18 protein-coding genes are annotated in these 15,691 nt (G+C 46.2%); 2 read left to right on the top strand and 16 right to left on the bottom strand.

Annotated features, from left to right (window positions below; translation table 11 throughout):
- Together P2A85_RS06885 and P2A85_RS06880 are read left to right on the top strand one after the other, a co-directional pair.
- A complete protein-coding gene (locus P2A85_RS06885; protein WP_377478253.1) occupies nt 1–3,348 on the top strand; it encodes a tubulin-like doman-containing protein in 3,348 nt (1,115 codons plus the stop codon).
- Nucleotides 3,349–3,485: 137 nt separating this feature from the next.
- Nucleotides 3,486–4,505, top strand: a complete 1,020-nt coding sequence (locus P2A85_RS06880; RefSeq protein ID WP_377478251.1) for a PstS family phosphate ABC transporter substrate-binding protein — start codon at nt 3,486–3,488, stop codon at nt 4,503–4,505.
- 139 nt (nt 4,506–4,644) lie between these two features.
- On the opposite strand, the gene prfA is transcribed toward P2A85_RS06880, so the two are convergent.
- The 16 genes from prfA to rplR form a co-directional block, all read right to left on the bottom strand.
- A complete protein-coding gene (prfA, locus tag P2A85_RS06875) occupies nt 4,645–5,742 on the bottom strand; it encodes a peptide chain release factor 1 (protein WP_377478249.1) in 1,098 nt (365 codons plus the stop codon).
- Between the two features lie 290 nt (nt 5,743–6,032).
- Nucleotides 6,033–6,341, bottom strand: a complete 309-nt coding sequence (gene rpmE, locus P2A85_RS06870; RefSeq protein WP_371122239.1) for a 50S ribosomal protein L31 — start codon at nt 6,339–6,341, stop codon at nt 6,033–6,035.
- Between the two features lie 210 nt (nt 6,342–6,551).
- Nucleotides 6,552–6,962: a 30S ribosomal protein S9 gene (gene rpsI, locus P2A85_RS06865; RefSeq protein WP_340518184.1), complete on the bottom strand. Its 411-nt coding sequence runs from the start codon at nt 6,960–6,962 to the stop codon at nt 6,552–6,554.
- Nucleotides 6,962–7,417 carry a 50S ribosomal protein L13 gene (rplM, locus tag P2A85_RS06860; protein WP_340518182.1) on the bottom strand — a complete coding sequence of 152 codons (456 nt, stop codon included), beginning with the start codon at nt 7,415–7,417 and terminating at the stop codon, nt 6,962–6,964. Before rplM ends, rpsI begins: the two co-directional genes overlap by 1 nt.
- A 215-nt stretch (nt 7,418–7,632) precedes the next feature.
- A complete protein-coding gene (gene truA / locus P2A85_RS06855; RefSeq protein WP_371114697.1) occupies nt 7,633–8,475 on the bottom strand; it encodes a tRNA pseudouridine(38-40) synthase TruA in 843 nt (280 codons plus the stop codon).
- Nucleotides 8,476–8,504: 29 nt separating this feature from the next.
- Nucleotides 8,505–8,855, bottom strand: coding sequence for a 50S ribosomal protein L17 (gene rplQ, locus P2A85_RS06850; protein ID WP_340518178.1), 351 nt, complete (start codon nt 8,853–8,855; stop codon nt 8,505–8,507).
- 153 nt (nt 8,856–9,008) lie between these two features.
- On the bottom strand, nt 9,009–9,953 hold the full coding sequence (locus tag P2A85_RS06845; RefSeq protein WP_340518203.1) for a DNA-directed RNA polymerase subunit alpha: 945 nt from the start codon (nt 9,951–9,953) through the stop codon (nt 9,009–9,011).
- A 174-nt stretch (nt 9,954–10,127) separates the two neighbouring features.
- Nucleotides 10,128–10,526: a 30S ribosomal protein S11 gene (rpsK, locus tag P2A85_RS06840; protein ID WP_332978136.1), complete on the bottom strand. Its 399-nt coding sequence runs from the start codon at nt 10,524–10,526 to the stop codon at nt 10,128–10,130.
- Nucleotides 10,527–10,610: 84 nt separating this feature from the next.
- Nucleotides 10,611–10,994: a 30S ribosomal protein S13 gene (rpsM, locus tag P2A85_RS06835; RefSeq protein WP_340518176.1), complete on the bottom strand. Its 384-nt coding sequence runs from the start codon at nt 10,992–10,994 to the stop codon at nt 10,611–10,613.
- An 82-nt stretch (nt 10,995–11,076) separates the two neighbouring features.
- The gene (gene rpmJ, locus P2A85_RS06830; protein WP_015178722.1) at nt 11,077–11,190 is read right to left on the bottom strand and encodes a 50S ribosomal protein L36; all 114 of its coding nucleotides are present in this window, start codon (nt 11,188–11,190) and stop codon (nt 11,077–11,079) included.
- A 370-nt stretch (nt 11,191–11,560) separates the two neighbouring features.
- Nucleotides 11,561–11,785 (bottom strand): translation initiation factor IF-1, encoded by a 225-nt coding sequence (infA, locus tag P2A85_RS06825; RefSeq protein WP_006276978.1) that lies wholly within the window; start codon nt 11,783–11,785, stop codon nt 11,561–11,563.
- 258 nt (nt 11,786–12,043) lie between these two features.
- On the bottom strand, nt 12,044–12,628 hold the full coding sequence (locus P2A85_RS06820) for an adenylate kinase (RefSeq protein ID WP_377478243.1): 585 nt from the start codon (nt 12,626–12,628) through the stop codon (nt 12,044–12,046).
- Nucleotides 12,629–12,633: 5 nt separating this feature from the next.
- A complete protein-coding gene (gene secY, locus P2A85_RS06815) occupies nt 12,634–13,938 on the bottom strand; it encodes a preprotein translocase subunit SecY (protein ID WP_371122243.1) in 1,305 nt (434 codons plus the stop codon).
- 102 nt (nt 13,939–14,040) lie between these two features.
- Entirely contained in the window at nt 14,041–14,487 is a 447-nt protein-coding gene (rplO, locus tag P2A85_RS06810) for a 50S ribosomal protein L15 (RefSeq protein ID WP_341737478.1), read from the bottom strand.
- A 154-nt stretch (nt 14,488–14,641) separates the two neighbouring features.
- Nucleotides 14,642–15,184: a 30S ribosomal protein S5 gene (rpsE, locus tag P2A85_RS06805; RefSeq protein ID WP_340518166.1), complete on the bottom strand. Its 543-nt coding sequence runs from the start codon at nt 15,182–15,184 to the stop codon at nt 14,642–14,644.
- A gap of 144 nt (nt 15,185–15,328) precedes the next feature.
- Nucleotides 15,329–15,691: a 50S ribosomal protein L18 gene (gene rplR / locus P2A85_RS06800; protein WP_340518163.1), complete on the bottom strand. Its 363-nt coding sequence runs from the start codon at nt 15,689–15,691 to the stop codon at nt 15,329–15,331.

The following is a 15,691-nucleotide window of genomic DNA, read 5'->3' as shown; positions in this document are numbered from 1 at the left end:
ATGGCTGAGTACCAAGGCATGACTCCCACTGTCGTCATCGGACTAGGTGGGACAGGAAAAGAAATATTAATTAAAATTCGCCGGATGATCGTGGAAACCTACGACTCCTTAGATGCTCTGCCGATAGTATCGTTCTTGCATATAGACACAGAGCAGAACGCCAAATGCTCCGAACCGCAAGTCGTTCTCAAACAAGACATTTCCCTGCGTCCAGTCGAACAAGTCTGGGCTAAGGTCGAAAATGCTAAAGCCATGCTTAACAAACTTTCTGACTACAACTATTTAGCAGAGTGGTTTCCCAGTCAGCTCAAAGGTACTGATTCAATTTTGGCAGGTGCAGGTCAAATTAGATCTTTAGGTAAATTTGCCTTTACCATCAATTATCCGTCAATTAAAGATAGTTTTGAAAATGCTAAACAAAGGATTATTGAAGGAACGGACAAAATGGAGCGCCGCCAGGTGCAAATTGATAAAGGCATCAATATCTTTGTTGTTTGTTCCCTTTGTGGTGGAACAGGTTCAGGAATGTTTTTAGACCTCGCCTACAATCTCCGCGATTGGATTCCCGCGTCGGATCAGCCTCAAACATCAGCCTACTTGGTGTTGCCAGGGGCTTTTTCTGGTTTGGGAGACAGGGTAGTTGCCAATGCTTATGCTGCTCTAATGGAATTAAACCATTATTCCCGCAGCGATACTCGCTTTGAAGCGCAATACAGCACAAATGCTTCCGATCAAATTAGCAGTCAGAGTGGTCAAGATGTGCCTTTTAGCTTCTGCTACCTGCTAGGAAATAGCAACGATAAAGTCACCCTTCCAACCCTGGAATCAATGCTAGAAATGGTCGCACAAAATATTTTCCTAGACTTCAGTTCTGGATTTAGTCCCTATAAAAAGTTAGTCAGGGACAATATTCGTAAGCAGTGGGCAGCGCCCGATCCCCTTGGTTATCCTCAAAATTTTATTACTTTCGGTCTTTCTAGCATTCAGTTTCCCGTAGAACGGGTTCGCAAAGCTTGTGCTTTTCGCCTCGCTAACCGTGTAGTTTCATGGTGGGCAAATCCTACTCCCGTTTCTACATCAATGCGAGATGTAGTTAAAACCGAAATATTGCCAAGCCTCCAGCTAACTGAATCTGACAAGGAGCACCAAATCCTTGACAGCATCAGTTTGAGCGACAATAGTAAAACCTATAGCCTGGAAGTTTCTGAGTGGGTGGCTGCGGTGAAACAGGAACGCAACCAATTAAACGTTAAATTTGAAGTTTTACAAAACTTTATAGCGGAAAACAAACGGAAGTACGATCCCCATTTTGAGGGTAGCGATGACGATCCAAAGCGGTGGAGCGACTACTATAAAAAAATGTGGGACAACTTAAATCGATTGATTCCCCAAAAACGCCAACAGCTTCGCGAAACTGTGTACCGCATGGTTGAAGACAGATCTCGTGGTTCAAGGTTTACCCGTCAATTTTTAGAGACGCTCCGAGAAGTCTTTGCTGAATACCGCAGTCGATTTGAGCAAGACAGGTCACAAGTATGGCTAGACCAAGAAACAAAAGCTGACAAAAAGTTTCCAGTATTGTCCAATCAAATCAACACTCATGTTAAAGAGTTTAACCCCATTAATAAAAAAAGTGTTGTTGACAAAGATTTTGAAGACATTTTGGCGACACTCAAAGACCTATATGTGGCTAAGATAGAAGTCAAGTCTCGCGTTTTAGGGGTTCGACTTGTAGACTCTATGATGGCAGAAATAGATCAGTTATTAATCGAGATCACAGCCTATGAACGCACAATAGAAGGGTTACAGGTGGCATTGCAAGAACATGAGAACACTTACATACTGGAAACAGCAACGCTGACTGTTAACGGCATTTTACTTTATGACCCCAAGGTGGTTGACCAAGTTTATACCGAAGCCCTAGCAGGCAGAGAAGAAAATGCTTTTCAGACTATCTCTCAGAAAGTTTTAGAGGAATTGAAGTTAAGACTTCTCGATCTGCACACCTTCTCAGAAGATTTTCTACTAAAGCAAGACTTATTTAATCGGCTTTGGAATCTAGCTTTAGATGAATTGGCAGGTAGGCTGCAAATCAAAATTTCGGCAGCACGCCAATTCCTGCAACAGTATCCTACTCTACAAGAGCAGGAAGCCCGAATTAAAACTACCTTTGAGAAAAGTGAACCGTTTGTACGGTTTAGTCAAGATCAAGCCCGTCTAGGTTGGGATGACCGACCTGAAAAACGCCAAAAACTGGTAGGAATTGAGGGAGGAAATAAGCCTACAGATTCAGCGGTAGAAATTATTTTGCCCATGCTCCGTAAAGCTAGCACGTTAACCGATAAAGATATCAAACCTCTCAACGACCCGCACTCAATTTATTTTGTTCAAGAAGTTGGAGCTTTTCCATTAAGGCTAATTGAGGGGATGGATCGGATGCGGACTGTTTATCGCTCGGTTTCGCAATCAGATCCGAACCCGCTGCACACTCATCAAGATAATCGTCGTTTTCAAGACCCGATGCCTGCACCTGACCATGAGGTAAAGGTTAAACACAACCTGATTCTGGGAAGAGTTTTGGAGTTGCTGACGGAAGTGGAGAACAAAGCTACTGGGTTCCACGAAGTGCGTTTTGCCTACCAAGATAAGCAGACGGGGTTTGGAAAAACTCATACTTTCGGAGCAAATTGGCAGGAGGCTGAAGAATACTTGCTGAACGATTCTAACCGGCAAGTTAGAGAAATCCTTAATGACACTATTCAAAGTATGGGTGAAAAAGCGGTTACGAAGCCCGAAAAAAAATCTCTCTATCAAAAATTGATGATATATCTGGAGCAGTTAGAAAATACTCTCTTACATGGCAAAGATAATCCTGAACACAGAAAGACTAAAGTAGCAATCGAGGAGTTTGTCAAGAATCATAACTTATTCATTAGTGATGGTACATCTTCAACTTCCCAGCCACTTACTGAGCCTTCCAGCCCTTCAACAGTAAAACCTGCAACTACAGCAGATTTTGAAGGAAATATGGAAAAATTTAAAAAGTTAGCCCAGAGTTGTTACAGTCGCGGCAATCCTTCTGCCACAGACTTGCAAACTTTGGAGCGCTTTCGCCAAAGATATGCAATTCCTCAAGAACTGGCAGAGCGGATTATTTCTAAGTTCGCACCTCAAAATTATCAACAGGAATATGCTCTGATGTATCGAGCTTTTCTTGAGAATGATGAAGGAATAGGCGGGCAACAGCAGGCTGATTTGCTTGATCTTCAAGAGGAATTGGGATTGACTAACGAACAAGTAACAGCAATTGAGTCGAACGTGCGAAAAGAACTAGGATTGAATAAATAGTTATCAACTGTTATGAGGTATTTATGAGTAGTGGCTCTAATAATGTCGAATGCCCGAAGTGTAAAACATTAAATTCATCCACAGCATATCAGTGTTCCTACTGCGGTACAAGATTACGCGGTGTGCCTCCTATAGTTTTGGGATTAGCAACTGTATTTTTAATGTTAGGGGGACCCTATTTTTTATTTAAAGACAAGCTATTTGGAGCGCCATCATCTACTTCTACAGCTTCATCCAGCAGCCCCCCCACAACGCCTGTTACGCCGAGCAGCGCGCCGTTCACTACCTATCTTAGTCTGGCTAATATTCCTAATGTACCAAATGGAATATTCAACTATGGGGGTTCTACAACCTTTGCACCTCTGCGCTCTCCGGTCGTTGTTGCAGCTATTAATAAGACACATCCTCAATTTCAGTTGCGCTATACCGAGCCACCTAATGGCAAGCCTGGTTCTGGAACAGGTATTAAAATGCTGATTGAGGGACAAATGAGTTTTGCTGAATCTTCCCGATCTGTAAAAGATGATGAGTTTGAACTGGCTCAAAAACGAAATTTTAAACTTGAACAAGTACCTGTTGCTATTGATGGTATTGCTTTTTATGTCAATCCTGAATTGATAAATCAAGGTTTAAAGGGGATTACCTTAGCTCAAGTGCGAGATATCTTTACCGGAAGAGTCAACAACTGGAAAGATGTAGGAGGGCCAGATATGGAAATTACTCCCTTCAGCCGTAATCTTGAGGCTGGTGGTACAGTTGATTATTTTTACGAAAAAGTGTTGGACAAACAACCATTGGGTTCAAATGTGCAAGAGGTGAGAGACACTACAGGATCAATTCAAAAGGTTGCGATAACTCGTGGTGGTATTGGGTATGCTACAGCTTCGGAGGTAATCAGTCAAAGTATGATAAACCTTCTTCCTCTTGGCAAGGTAGCGAGTTCAGGTTTTGTGTCTCCCTGTATCGATCAAATTTGCAAAGCGGTTAATAAAACTGCTTTTACTGATGGAACTTACCCGTTGACGCGACGACTTTTTGTTGTCATCAAACAGGATGGAAAATTGGATGAACAAGCGGGAGTTGCTTATACCAATATGCTCTTGAGCGATGAAGGTCAAAAGTTAGTAGAAGAAGCAGGGTTTGTTCCAATTCGGTAAAATTTAGGCGCTATCGCTGCCCCCAATTCCCAAAGAGCGATCGCCGATGCAATTTGGGAAGCCCTACTCAACCACATCCGTCAAGTCATCAGAGAACAAAGGCACAGCAAACAATGCGCCTAAGTTCCCCATCAACCCATCAATTAGAAGTAGAAGCAGCCAACTGGGCCAAACGATCCTGCTGATCCTGAGAAATGCAAGTCTGAATAATCCCCTCAATATCCCCTTCCAAAACACTATTGAGCGAGAAATTCTCCCCCAAACGGTGGTCGGTAGCCCTATTATCCTTATAGTTGTAAGTGCGAATTTTTTCCGATCGCGAACCAGTACCAACCTGAGCCAAACGCCGGGACTTCACCTCATCCTGCTGCTCCCGCAACTTGATCTCATAGAGCTTAGCCCGCAAAATCTGCATCGCCCGCTCCTTATTCTGCAACTGACTGCGCTCCTGGGTACAGAAAATCCGAATCCCCGTCGGCTTGTGAAACAAATCCGCAGCAGTTTCCACCTTGTTCACATTTTGACCACCAGCACCGCCCGATCGAGCCGTACTCATCTCAATATCCTTCGGATCGATGTGAATCTCCACATCATCAACCTCCGGCATCACAGCCACCGTCGCCGTCGAAGTGTGCACCCGACCGCCAGCCTCAGTCACAGGCACCCGCTGCACCCGGTGCACCCCAGCCTCAAACTTCAGTTTGCTATAAACGCTGTCACCCGTAACTTCCAAAATCACTTCCTTAAAGCCACCCATTTCCGCCAGCGACTCGCTCACCAACTTCACCTGCCAGCCTTGAGTTTGAGCGTAACGCGAATACAGGCGCAGCAAATCACCCGCCCAAATACTAGCCTCATCTCCGCCAGTACCAGCCCGAATTTCCAGCATGATGTTCTTATCGTCGTTCGGATCGCGGGGGAGCAGCAAAACCTTCAAACGGGTTTCCAAATTATCCAGCTTAGATTCAAGTTCCTCAACTTCGATCGCGGCCATTTCTTGCAATTCTCGATCGCCCGCAGCCTCTTTCAGAACTTGACGCGCACCCACCAAATCATCAGTCGTGGTTTTCCACAGCTCAAAAGTATCGACCACTTCTTCTAAGGACGATCGAGCCTTCGCTACCCGCTGAAACTCATAATTATCCCTAGCAACATCCGGGTCAGCCATGCGGCGAGTCAACTCATGAAAAGTTTGCTCCACCGACTTCAATTTATCCAGTAAATAAGATTCAGCCATTGTCAGTTGTCCTCTGTCAATCGATTTGAGATTTGAAATTTGAGACTTGAGACTTGAGATTTGAGATTTGACAATTAGACATCTCCAATAATTCCTGTGGGGTAGGCATGGGGCCTGCCCTTGCCAGCCTTTTGAGGAGATGTCTATTGAAGAGCAGTTGGGATAGAATGTCGCTCCAACTCAACTGCTGGCAAGGGCAAGTCTTCCATCTAAAATCTGCAATCCGAAGGCGGTAAATTGTCAGTAGAAAAAAACTACTCTCAACAAACTGCGGACAAATGACAATCCGGCTACTTCTTCTTTTTGCCTTTAGCAGCAGCCTTAGCAGCATCCGCTTTCGGGTCTTCCATTTTCAGCGGGCCAGAAGAAGCATCTGCCTTCGGCATTTCCACTTCCGTCATGCCATATTTCCGCATAAAGCGTTCCACACGACCTTCAGTATCAATAATCTTCTGAGTCCCAGTATAAAAAGGATGATTCCCAGACCAAACATCAACTTGCAGCTTGGGTCTAGTAGAACCAACAGTCATCACAAGCTCCCCGTTGCAATAAACCTCAGCTTCGGGATACCACTGAGGGTGAATGCCAGCTTTCGCCATTGTTTTTTACTCTCTATTTTTTTTACTTTACAACCATTTTAGCCGTGCTAGGACTTGCGTACCAACAACCGCCACGATTTCGCCAGATTGGATGTGAAAGCACGCATCGGGAATCAGAAATAGACCTTGAAAAAAAGGAGGATGGAATCTGGATAATTTTTCCCTCTTCCTTCTTCCCTCTTCCCTCGGACTTGTTCCTGGTGCTCTCGATTACCGCTTGGAGTATTGAGGAGCCTTCCGAGCTTTCCGCAAACCGTACTTTTTCCGCTCTTTCGCCCGCGGGTCACGAGTCAAATACCCCTCAATCTTGAGAGGTTTGCGGTTATCAGGGTCTAATTGGCACAGTGCTCTAGCGACACCCAAGCGAATGGAGTCAGCCTGACCTGTCAACCCGCCACCTTCGACTTTTACTAAAATATCGTACTCATTTTCCAGACCCAAAGTTTCCAAAGGAGCCTTAGCCAGAGCCAAATAAGTTGGGTTAAATTGCAAGTACAAATCCCCTTCTTTACCATTGACAGTCAATATCCCAGTGCCGGGAACCAAACGTACTCGTGCTACGGAACACTTGCGACGACCAGTACCCCAGTACACCGCGCGGCCGGTATCTGTTGCTTGCATTACTCATTTCCTCCTGGAATCGTGTGAACAATTAATTCTTCTGGTTTTTGAGCAGCATGAGGATGCTCAGGGCCAGCGTAAACCTTCAGCTTAGTAAACAGTTGTCTGCCCAAAGCAGTGTGAGGTAGCATTCCTCGAATCGCTTCTTCCACAATTCTTTCAGGCAAACGTGCTTGCAATTTAGCAAAGGTTTCGGTTTTCATGCCGCCCGGTCTTCCAGAGTGGCGACGATAGATTTTCTGGGTACGTTTTTTGCCAGTAACAGCGATTTTGTCAGCATTGATGACAATTACAAAATCGCCGGTATCCATAGAAGGAGTGTAAGTGGGTTTGTGTTTTCCCCGGAGGTACATGGCAACTTCAGTTGCCAGACGACCGAGCCGTTGGTCGGCGGCATCGACCACGTACCACTTGTGCTCTAGGGAGTCTTGAGTAGGGACGTAACTTTTGTTCATTGTTTGTTGTTTGTTGTGAGTTAACTGTTAACTGTTAACTGTTAACTGTTGTCAGTTGTCAGTTCTTAATTGTTAGTTGTCAGTTTTTAATTGTCAGTTGTCAGTTTTTAATTGTCAGCTTTTAATTGTTAGTTGTCAGTTGTCCTTAGTTTATATTAGTAGTTAACTAATGACTACTGACTAATGACTAATGACTAATGACTAATGACTACTGACTACTGACTAATAACTAATTTTGGCTGAGTGTCATACCAAACTTCGGGAGGAAAGGGAAAGTCTTGATAGCCAACTCGCAGCAGGCACAAACCTTGAGCCGGGGCGGCATATTTTACCAGTTCTCGGCGTTCGTTGACCCAGATATCTGTAAAATTTTCGATCGCCCTTTCCCCGCGACCCACCTGCACCAGCAAACCCACCAGCAGCCGCATCATCCCGTACAGAAACCCGCTCGCCTGAACCTCGATATAGATCGTAGGGCCACAACGGTGACACTCTGCTGCTTGTACGTCCACCCAAGAATGCGGCCTGGCAGACCCCGCGCGGTGGAAAGCTGCTAGATGGTGATGTCCGATCAGGGGTACCATAGCTGCCTGAATCAAAGATTCATCCACAGGGGCGTGATAATAATGCCAAGCAAAAGGACGCACAAACAAATTAGGAGTCTGGTCTGTATAAAGGGTGTAGCGATAGCGCCGCCAACTGGCTGAGAACCGAGCGTGCCAGGTAGGTTCCACCTTTGCCGAAGCTCGAATTAAAATATCTTTTGCCAGTCGAGAGTTGAGAACGCTTGCCCAGCGGTGAGCTGGAATTGGGCCATCGGCATCAAAATGGGCTACTTGAGCCGCGGCGTGAACTCCCGCATCAGTTCTCCCAGCCGCGTGCAGCGTTACCGGACGCTCTAGAACAGTGGAAATTGCTGTTTCAATCTCTTCTTGTACTGTACGCTGATTCGGCTGTCGCTGCCAACCGTGAAAGTCAGTGCCGAGATATTGGATGACAAGAGCAACACGCTGCATCGATTTGGGGTTGTCGATTTCCGATTTGGGATTTTCAGTCATAAATCAAAAATATCCAACCCAAAATTGAATTAAACCAGTTCGACGATCGCCATTTCGGAATTGTCTCCTTGACGGGGGACAGTTCGCACCACGCGGGTGTAGCCACCGTTACGTGAGCCGTACCGTTCTTTTGCCGCATCAAACAGTGCGTGTACTAACTGTTTGTCATAGATAAAGCCCATAGCTTGGCGGCGAGCGGCTAAGGAGCCATCTTTTGCCAGAGTAATCATTTTGTCCGCCTCTGAACGCAGCGCTTTGGCGCGGGCGAGAGTAGTAGTAATTTTACCGTGACGGATTAATTCGGTGGTCAGCGAGCGCAGTAGTGCGCGACGCTGGTCAGCCGGTTTATTGAGTTGGGGGACGCGACAGCGATGACGCATAGCAGTTGGTAATTGGTAATTGGTAATTGGTAATTGGTAAGTAAATAGTTTTGAGTTATGAGTTTTAAATTTTGCATTTAAAGCTCATCCACAAGCGTGGCCTTTGGAGCTAGCCGTGGCTAAATCAAAACTTTGTTACTCATTACCGTTGGATTAACTTTTAGCTGATTTTTCCTGTGGCAAGGTAATGCTCAGGCGCTTTTGCAAAGCTTCAATCACTTCCTCTGCGGACTTTTGCCCGAAGTTTTTGATTTCGAGCAAGTCTTCTTGGGTATAATCCAATAGGTCTGCGACGGAGTTAATCTGAGCCCGCTTGAGACAGTTGTAAGCCCGTACTGACAATTGCAATTCCTCGATCGGAATTTGGCTGGTAGGATCGGTTACACCTTGAGATTCGGGTTTGAGGGAATCTTGGGTGATGTCTTTGAGAGGTGCAAACAGGTCTACCAGGATGTGAGCAGATTGACTCAGAGCTTCTTGAGGAGTCACGCTACCATCAGTCCAGATTTCCATAATCAGCCTGTCTTTCTCGACAGTGCCGCCTACGCGAGCGTCTTCAACACTATAGTTGACCCTACGAATCGGCATAAAAATGGCATCTATGGACAGAAAATCCAAAGCAGCTCCATCATCGCGACTACGGTCTACAGCTCGGTATCCGATCCCTTTTTCAATTCTGAATTCCATTTCCAGAACTGAGCCTGGGGAGAGAGTCGCAATATACTGAGAGCGATCGATTATTTCTACCTCAGAAGGTACATCGAATCGATCTGCGGTAACTGTGACAGGTCCTTCGATCCGCAATCTACCTATTTGCGGCTGCTGAGAATGAGTTTTGAGGACGACCTCTTTCATATTCAGCAGGATTTCGAGAACATCTTCTCGTACCCCTTCGATCGTGGCAAACTCGTGATTGACACCTGCGATGCGGACTGAAGTTACTGCTGTTCCTTCCAGATTTGACAGCAAAACTCGTCGCAGTGCATTCCCAACCGTTGTTCCTTGACCGCGGTCGAGGGGTTCTAGGACGAATTTTCCGTACTGACTCCGGTCTTTGTCAGTATGAGACTCTATACATTCAATTTGAAACTGCGCCACGGAGTGACCTCCCTTTTCCACTTTGGATTTTTGATTTTGGATTTTAGATTGCAGAGCATACCCCTGAACGGATTTCGGATTTTGGATGGACGGGGCCATAGTTGAAAGCATTAGTTTTTGGCTTTCAGCAATTAGCCATTATCCAAAATCTAAAATCTAAAATCTCAAATCGTTTTAGACTCTACGTCGCTTGGGAGGGCGACAGCCGTTGTGAGGAATTGGGGTAACATCTCTAATCAGAGTAATTTCTAGTCCAGCCCCTTGCAGCGCCCTAATTGCAGTTTCTCGACCTGCTCCTGGTCCGCTGACCATTACTTCTATTTGGCGCATCCCTTGGTCATTGGCTCGGCGGGCTGCACTTTCTGCTGCTGTTTGAGCTGCGAAGGGCGTTCCCTTTTTAGCTCCTTTAAAACCGCTCGAACCTGCTGACGCCCAGGATATGACTTCGCCATTGAGGTCAGTAATAGTCACAATCGTGTTGTTAAAGGTAGACTGGATGTAGCCTACCCCATTCGGTACATTCCGTTTCTGCTTTTTTGCACCAGATTTCTTGCCTGTTTGTGGTCGCGCCATAGGAGTCTCTTTAACTTTTCTGTCAACTAATTTCTCGAAGCGCTAGGAGCCAGCAGCCCCCAGCGTAATTTTCCCAAAAAGATATTACTTCTTGGAAGGTGCTTTTTTCTTGCCCGCAACTGTGCGGCGGACACCCCGGCGGGTTCTGGCGTTGGTGCGGGTTCTCTGGCCTCTAACTGGCAATCCCAAACGGTGACGCCGACCGCGGTAAGTCCCAATATCCATCAGGCGCTTGATGTTCATTGACTCCCAGCGCCGGAGGTCTCCTTCGATCTGGTAGTTGCTTTCTACATGAGCCCGCAGGGCGGTCACATCTGCTTCTGTTAAATCCTTGACACGAGTATCAGGATTTACGCCTGTTGCAGCGATAATTTTCTGGGCCCGAGACAGGCCTATTCCGTAAATGTATGTCAAACCTATTTCGACGCGCTTATCGCGTGGAAGGTCTACCCCGGCAATCCGTGCCACACTTTTGTCTCCCTAGTTTTCCTGTTTGGCTACAATGTTGAATTAGGCAGCAGCTATCTGCTATTCCTAATTTTCCGATTTTCTAACCCTGGCGTTGTTTGTGTTTTGGGTTAGTACATATCACCATCACTCTGCCTCGACGGCGGATGACGCGACATTTCTCACAAATTTTTTTGACAGATGCTCGAACTTTCATCTTTCTTCCTGCCTGGAGAACGCCACCATACCGGAGAGTACGCCTGCGGGCACTGCCTGTATAGCGGTGGGAGGAGAGGCAGGGCAAGGTGTAGGCCTCTCCTCGATTAATTTTTATGAAGCGGGGGTTATTTGATGAAGGAACCCGCTGGTCCCCACTCCCACTACTGGGGTCAAGTTCGCCTGCTTTCAGACTCAAGGGCGATCGATACTTTCACGGTGTAGCAATGACTTAACCCTGTACACCGGTGGGTTGTTGACGTCCTTCTCGGCAACACTACAAACGTAGCATTATAGCATAAATTTGACGGGTTTTACCAAATTCTCTCTAATTAAACTTAGAATTAGTTTTTAGAAAGTTTTATCTAAGCCTATTTTTTACGAAGGCGATAAGTGATCCGGCCCTTGGTTAAGTCGTAGGGGGTTAATTCGACTTTGACGCGATCGCCTGGCAGAATTTTGATGTAGTTGCGACGGATCTTGCCCGAAATGTGAGCTAGGACATTGAACCCATTATCTAGGTCAACGCGAAACATCGCATTGGGCAGGGATTCCGTCACTGTCCCTTCCATTTCAATTAAATCTTGCTTAGACAATTTGGTATTTACCTCAACTCTACATTTGATTAACTAGGATTTTCCAGGCTGCTGCAAAAACTTATTTATTGGTAAGTTTGAAACTAGCAGAGGAAAGGGAGACTCGATCGACTTAAGCACTCAACCAACCGCTAACTTTATTCTTAATTGAATAAAGCTAAAGTTGTGTCAATTAGATTGACCTTTGAGCACAAAAAGCTCCTAGTTAACACATCTTAGCAAAAGTTGTTGGCGGGTAACAGGCTCGATTGAGAAGGTTCAAGAGTTTCGCGAAAGAACTTGTTGGAGTTGAGCGGTAACTTCCTGCATGGAGCGATCCCCATCAACTGCAACCAATTGTTCGCGGTCTCTGTAAAACTCAATCAAAGGTTCTGTTTGCTCGCGATAAACTTGCAACCTACGGCGAATGGTTTGCTCATTGTCATCTTGGCGACCCCGTGACAGCAGCCGAGTCACCAAAACATTGTCAGGAACATCCAAATTCACTGCCCTCAGAGCGCAGTCCTTCCCAGACTTTTCGCCCCCCCCACCAGGAACATCGCACAGTAGTGTGTCAAAAAACGCTGCTTGTGGGACTGTGCGAGGAAAGCCGTCTAGAATCCAGCCAGCCTTAGCATCTGGTTGATTCATGCGTTCTTGTACGATATCCATCAATAACCCATCGGGAACCAACTCACCAGCATCCATGTAGGCTTTGGCTTTTTCACCCAAGGGAGTTTTAGCCACTACGCAGGCGCGTAGGATGTCACCAGTAGAAATGTGGGGTATTTTCCAGAGATCTGCTAAAAGCTGAGCTTGAGTTCCCTTTCCTGCCCCTGGAGGCCCCATAAAAATCAATTGCATTGGGATTACTTCACCATTCCTTCATATCGTTGGGAGATGACGTAAGTTTGAATTTGCTTAGCAGTTTCGATCGCCACACCTACTAGAATCAGTAAGGAAGTTGCGCCAAAGCCTCTAAAAGTTTGCACTCCGATCGCGCTTTCAACAGCAGTTGGTACAATTGCCACCAGGCCGAGAAATATCGCTCCCAAGAAAGTCAAACGATTCAAAACCTTCTCCACATAATCGCTCGTTTTCTGACCAGGACGAATCCCAGGAATACTGGCACCCATTTTCTTCAAATTCTGAGACATATCTACGGGGTTGACAATCAACGAAGCGTAGAAATAGCTAAAGAACAGAATCAAAGTCAGATAAAATAGTGCGTAAGCCCAGGGTGCAGGTCCATTGGGACTCAAAACATTAGCCACTTGCACCAGAAACGGGTTATTAAGAGATTGAGCTAAGAAAGAGGGAACAATCAATACCGAGGATGCAAAAATAATCGGCATGACTCCACCTTGATTTAAGCGCAGGGGTAGATAACTGCGACTCTCCCGATAAACTTTGCGACCGACTTGGCGACGGGCGGAAATAATCGGAATCCGGCGAATACCTTCCTGAACAAAAACAATCCCTACAATCGTCACCAAAAATACCAGCAACAGCACAATTACGCGACCAACAACTTGCGTGTCTCCACTTTGGGCCAATTCAAAAGTTTGTCCCAGAGAACGTGGCAAAACTGAAACAATGTTGATAAAAATCAGCAAAGACGCTCCATTACCGATACCTCGTTCTGTCACCACTTCCGATATCCACATCACAAACATCGATCCAGCAGTCAAAGCCAAAGCTGTTTGTGCGATGAATAAAGGTCCTGGAACCTGAGCAAAAGGGCTAACCCAAATCGCTATGCCAACGCTTTGCAGAATTGCCCAGCCCAAAGAAACGTAGCGAGTAATTTGAGAAATCTTGCGTCGCCCCGCTTCCCCTTCATTTTTCTGCAACTCTTCTAAAGTTGGTAAAGCCGCCGTTAGAAGCTGCACAATAATTGAAGCATTGATGTAGGGCAAAATCCCTAGAGCAAAAATCCCCAAAGCGGAAAGCCCGCCCCCTGAAAATAGATCCAAAAAGCCAATCAAAGGGCTATTTTGAACATTTTGGGAAAAGGCGACGCGATCGATGCCGGGGACTGGCAAGTGGACACCCAAGCGCACTAAAATCAATAAGCCGATGGTAACGAGGATGCGGCCCCGCAAACCCGCAGCTTGGGCCATCTGCATGAAAGTTTCTTGTGCAGTTGGCGCTTTTTCTCTACTAACGTCCATAGTTACGATTTGGGATTTTAGATTTGGGATTTTAGGCTAAATCATTTTTTGATAGGAGCATTGAGGATTTGAGATTTGGACACCTTCTCAAACCTCAAATCTTTAGGCAACTAATTCACAACTGCCGCCAGCGGCTTCTATTTTGGTGCGAGCACCTGCGGTAAAAGCAGCGGCTCTGACTTGCAGAGCTACATTTAATTCCCCATCTCCTAAGATTTTGAGCGGACCGTCGTCAGTAGTGACGATTTTTGCTTGAATCAAAGAGGTGAGAGTTACTTCTGTGTTTGCTGGCAGCGATGCTAATTTACTGACATTGATGATAGTGTACTCTTTACGGTTCACCAAAGGGAAGCTTTTGAGTTTTGGGAGGCGGCGGTACAGAGGATTTTGACCTCCTTCAAAACCGGGTCTAGTGCCGCTACCGGCTCTAGATTTTTGACCGCGCATCCCTTTACCAGAGCTCGCGCCTTGACCGGCAGCAATACCTCTACCCAAGCGGCGGGGGCGTTTTGTGGAGCCCGCTTTTGGTCGGGCGTCTTGCAATCTCATAGTTTTGGTAATTGGTAATTGGTAATTGGTAATTGGTAATTGGTTCGTAGTAGTTTTGAGTTTTGAGTTTTGAGTTTTGAGTTAAAAAATTATTTTTTATTCAAAACTCAATGCGCTGAATACTCAAAACTTACACTGTCCCGTTCCCTAGCCCTTAACCGTAGAGGTTTTCTACTGGAATTCCGCGCTCTTGAGCTACTTCGGATAGGGTGCGAAGAGTAGATAGGGCGTTGACGGCTGCTCTAGCGTTGTTTAAAGGATTTCCTGAACCTAGCTGTTTGGCTAGGATGTTGCGGACTCCTGCTAGTTCGAGAACAGTTCTGACTGCTCCCCCTGCAATTACCCCTGTTCCAGGAGATGCCGGTCGCATCATGACTTTGGCTCCGCCGCCAGCACCGTTGATGGGGTGAGGAATTGAGTTAGCTTTGGTCAGAGGCACTTCAATCAGGTGCTTTTTGCCGTCAGCGACGCCTTTTTTAACGGCACCGATGACGTCGCTAGCTTTGCCTACTCCAACCCCAACTTGACCGCGTTCGTTACCGATAATGACTATGGCGCGGAAGCTGAGTTTTTTACCGCCTTTGACTACTTTGGTAACGCGGCGAATCTGAACTACCCGTTCTTGCCATTCGGATTCTTTTTCGCGCGTTTTGTTGTTGCTTTTTTTCTTGTTGCGCTGTTCTTTTTGTTCTGCCATGTTTTGTGCTTGGGGAATTGAGGATTAGTAATTGGTAGTTGGAAAATAGAAATTAACAATTAGGAATTAAGAATTTTATTGTAGATTCTTTTTTCCTTCTTCCTTATTCCTTCTTCCTTATTCCTTCTTCCTTTTTGTTTCTTCCTAAAAGTCTAACCCAGCTTCGCGAGCTGCGTCGGCGAGGGCTTTGACTCTACCGTGGTAGAGGTTGCCTCCGCGATCGAAGACGACTTTGGCTATGCCGACGCTAGAACAGCGTTTGGCTATCAACTGACCTACTTGCACGCTGGCGAAGCAGTTGGCTCCCGAACTGAGAGCTGACTTTAATTCCGGGTCTAGGGTTGACGCGGCGGCTAAAGTGTGCTGGGTGCTGTCGTCGATGACTTGAGCGTAAATGTGCTGTTGCGATCGAAATACCGCTAATCTGGGGCGTTCGGAGGTCCCGAACACCTTGCGCCGCACGCGGCGGTGTCTGCGGTGGACTGATTCTTTGCGAGTAAGCTTCAT

It is taken from the genome of Microcoleus anatoxicus, from assembly GCF_042465725.1.
In the GTDB taxonomy this organism is placed as follows: domain Bacteria; phylum Cyanobacteriota; class Cyanobacteriia; order Cyanobacteriales; family Microcoleaceae; genus Microcoleus; species Microcoleus anatoxicus.
Note: the sequence above shows the minus strand (reverse complement) of the source record. Positions and strands in the feature narration are given on the sequence as shown.

What these genes read in the sequence shown, in the direction of transcription:
- prfA (WP_377478249.1), bottom strand. Translation starts at nt 5,742, where the DNA reads ATGGCTGAATCTTATTTACTGGATAAATTGAAGTCGGTGGAGCAAACT.
- truA (WP_371114697.1), bottom strand. Translation starts at nt 8,475, where the DNA reads ATGACTGAAAATCCCAAATCGGAAATCGACAACCCCAAATCGATGCAG.
- rpsK (WP_332978136.1), bottom strand. Translation starts at nt 10,526, where the DNA reads ATGGCGCGACCACAAACAGGCAAGAAATCTGGTGCAAAAAAGCAGAAA.
- P2A85_RS06820 (WP_377478243.1), bottom strand. Translation starts at nt 12,628, where the DNA reads ATGCAATTGATTTTTATGGGGCCTCCAGGGGCAGGAAAGGGAACTCAA.
- rpmE (WP_371122239.1), bottom strand. Translation starts at nt 6,341, where the DNA reads ATGGCGAAAGCTGGCATTCACCCTCAGTGGTATCCCGAAGCTGAGGTT.
- rpmJ (WP_015178722.1), bottom strand. Translation starts at nt 11,190, where the DNA reads ATGAAAGTTCGAGCATCTGTCAAAAAAATTTGTGAGAAATGTCGCGTC.
- rplR (WP_340518163.1), bottom strand. Translation starts at nt 15,691, where the DNA reads ATGAAGCTTACTCGCAAAGAATCAGTCCACCGCAGACACCGCCGCGTG.
- rpsI (WP_340518184.1), bottom strand. Translation starts at nt 6,962, where the DNA reads ATGCAAGCAACAGATACCGGCCGCGCGGTGTACTGGGGTACTGGTCGT.
- secY (WP_371122243.1), bottom strand. Translation starts at nt 13,938, where the DNA reads ATGGACGTTAGTAGAGAAAAAGCGCCAACTGCACAAGAAACTTTCATG.
- rplO (WP_341737478.1), bottom strand. Translation starts at nt 14,487, where the DNA reads ATGAGATTGCAAGACGCCCGACCAAAAGCGGGCTCCACAAAACGCCCC.
- rplM (WP_340518182.1), bottom strand. Translation starts at nt 7,417, where the DNA reads ATGAACAAAAGTTACGTCCCTACTCAAGACTCCCTAGAGCACAAGTGG.
- rpsE (WP_340518166.1), bottom strand. Translation starts at nt 15,184, where the DNA reads ATGGCAGAACAAAAAGAACAGCGCAACAAGAAAAAAAGCAACAACAAA.
- rplQ (WP_340518178.1), bottom strand. Translation starts at nt 8,855, where the DNA reads ATGCGTCATCGCTGTCGCGTCCCCCAACTCAATAAACCGGCTGACCAG.
- P2A85_RS06885 (WP_377478253.1), top strand. Translation starts at nt 1, where the DNA reads ATGGCTGAGTACCAAGGCATGACTCCCACTGTCGTCATCGGACTAGGT.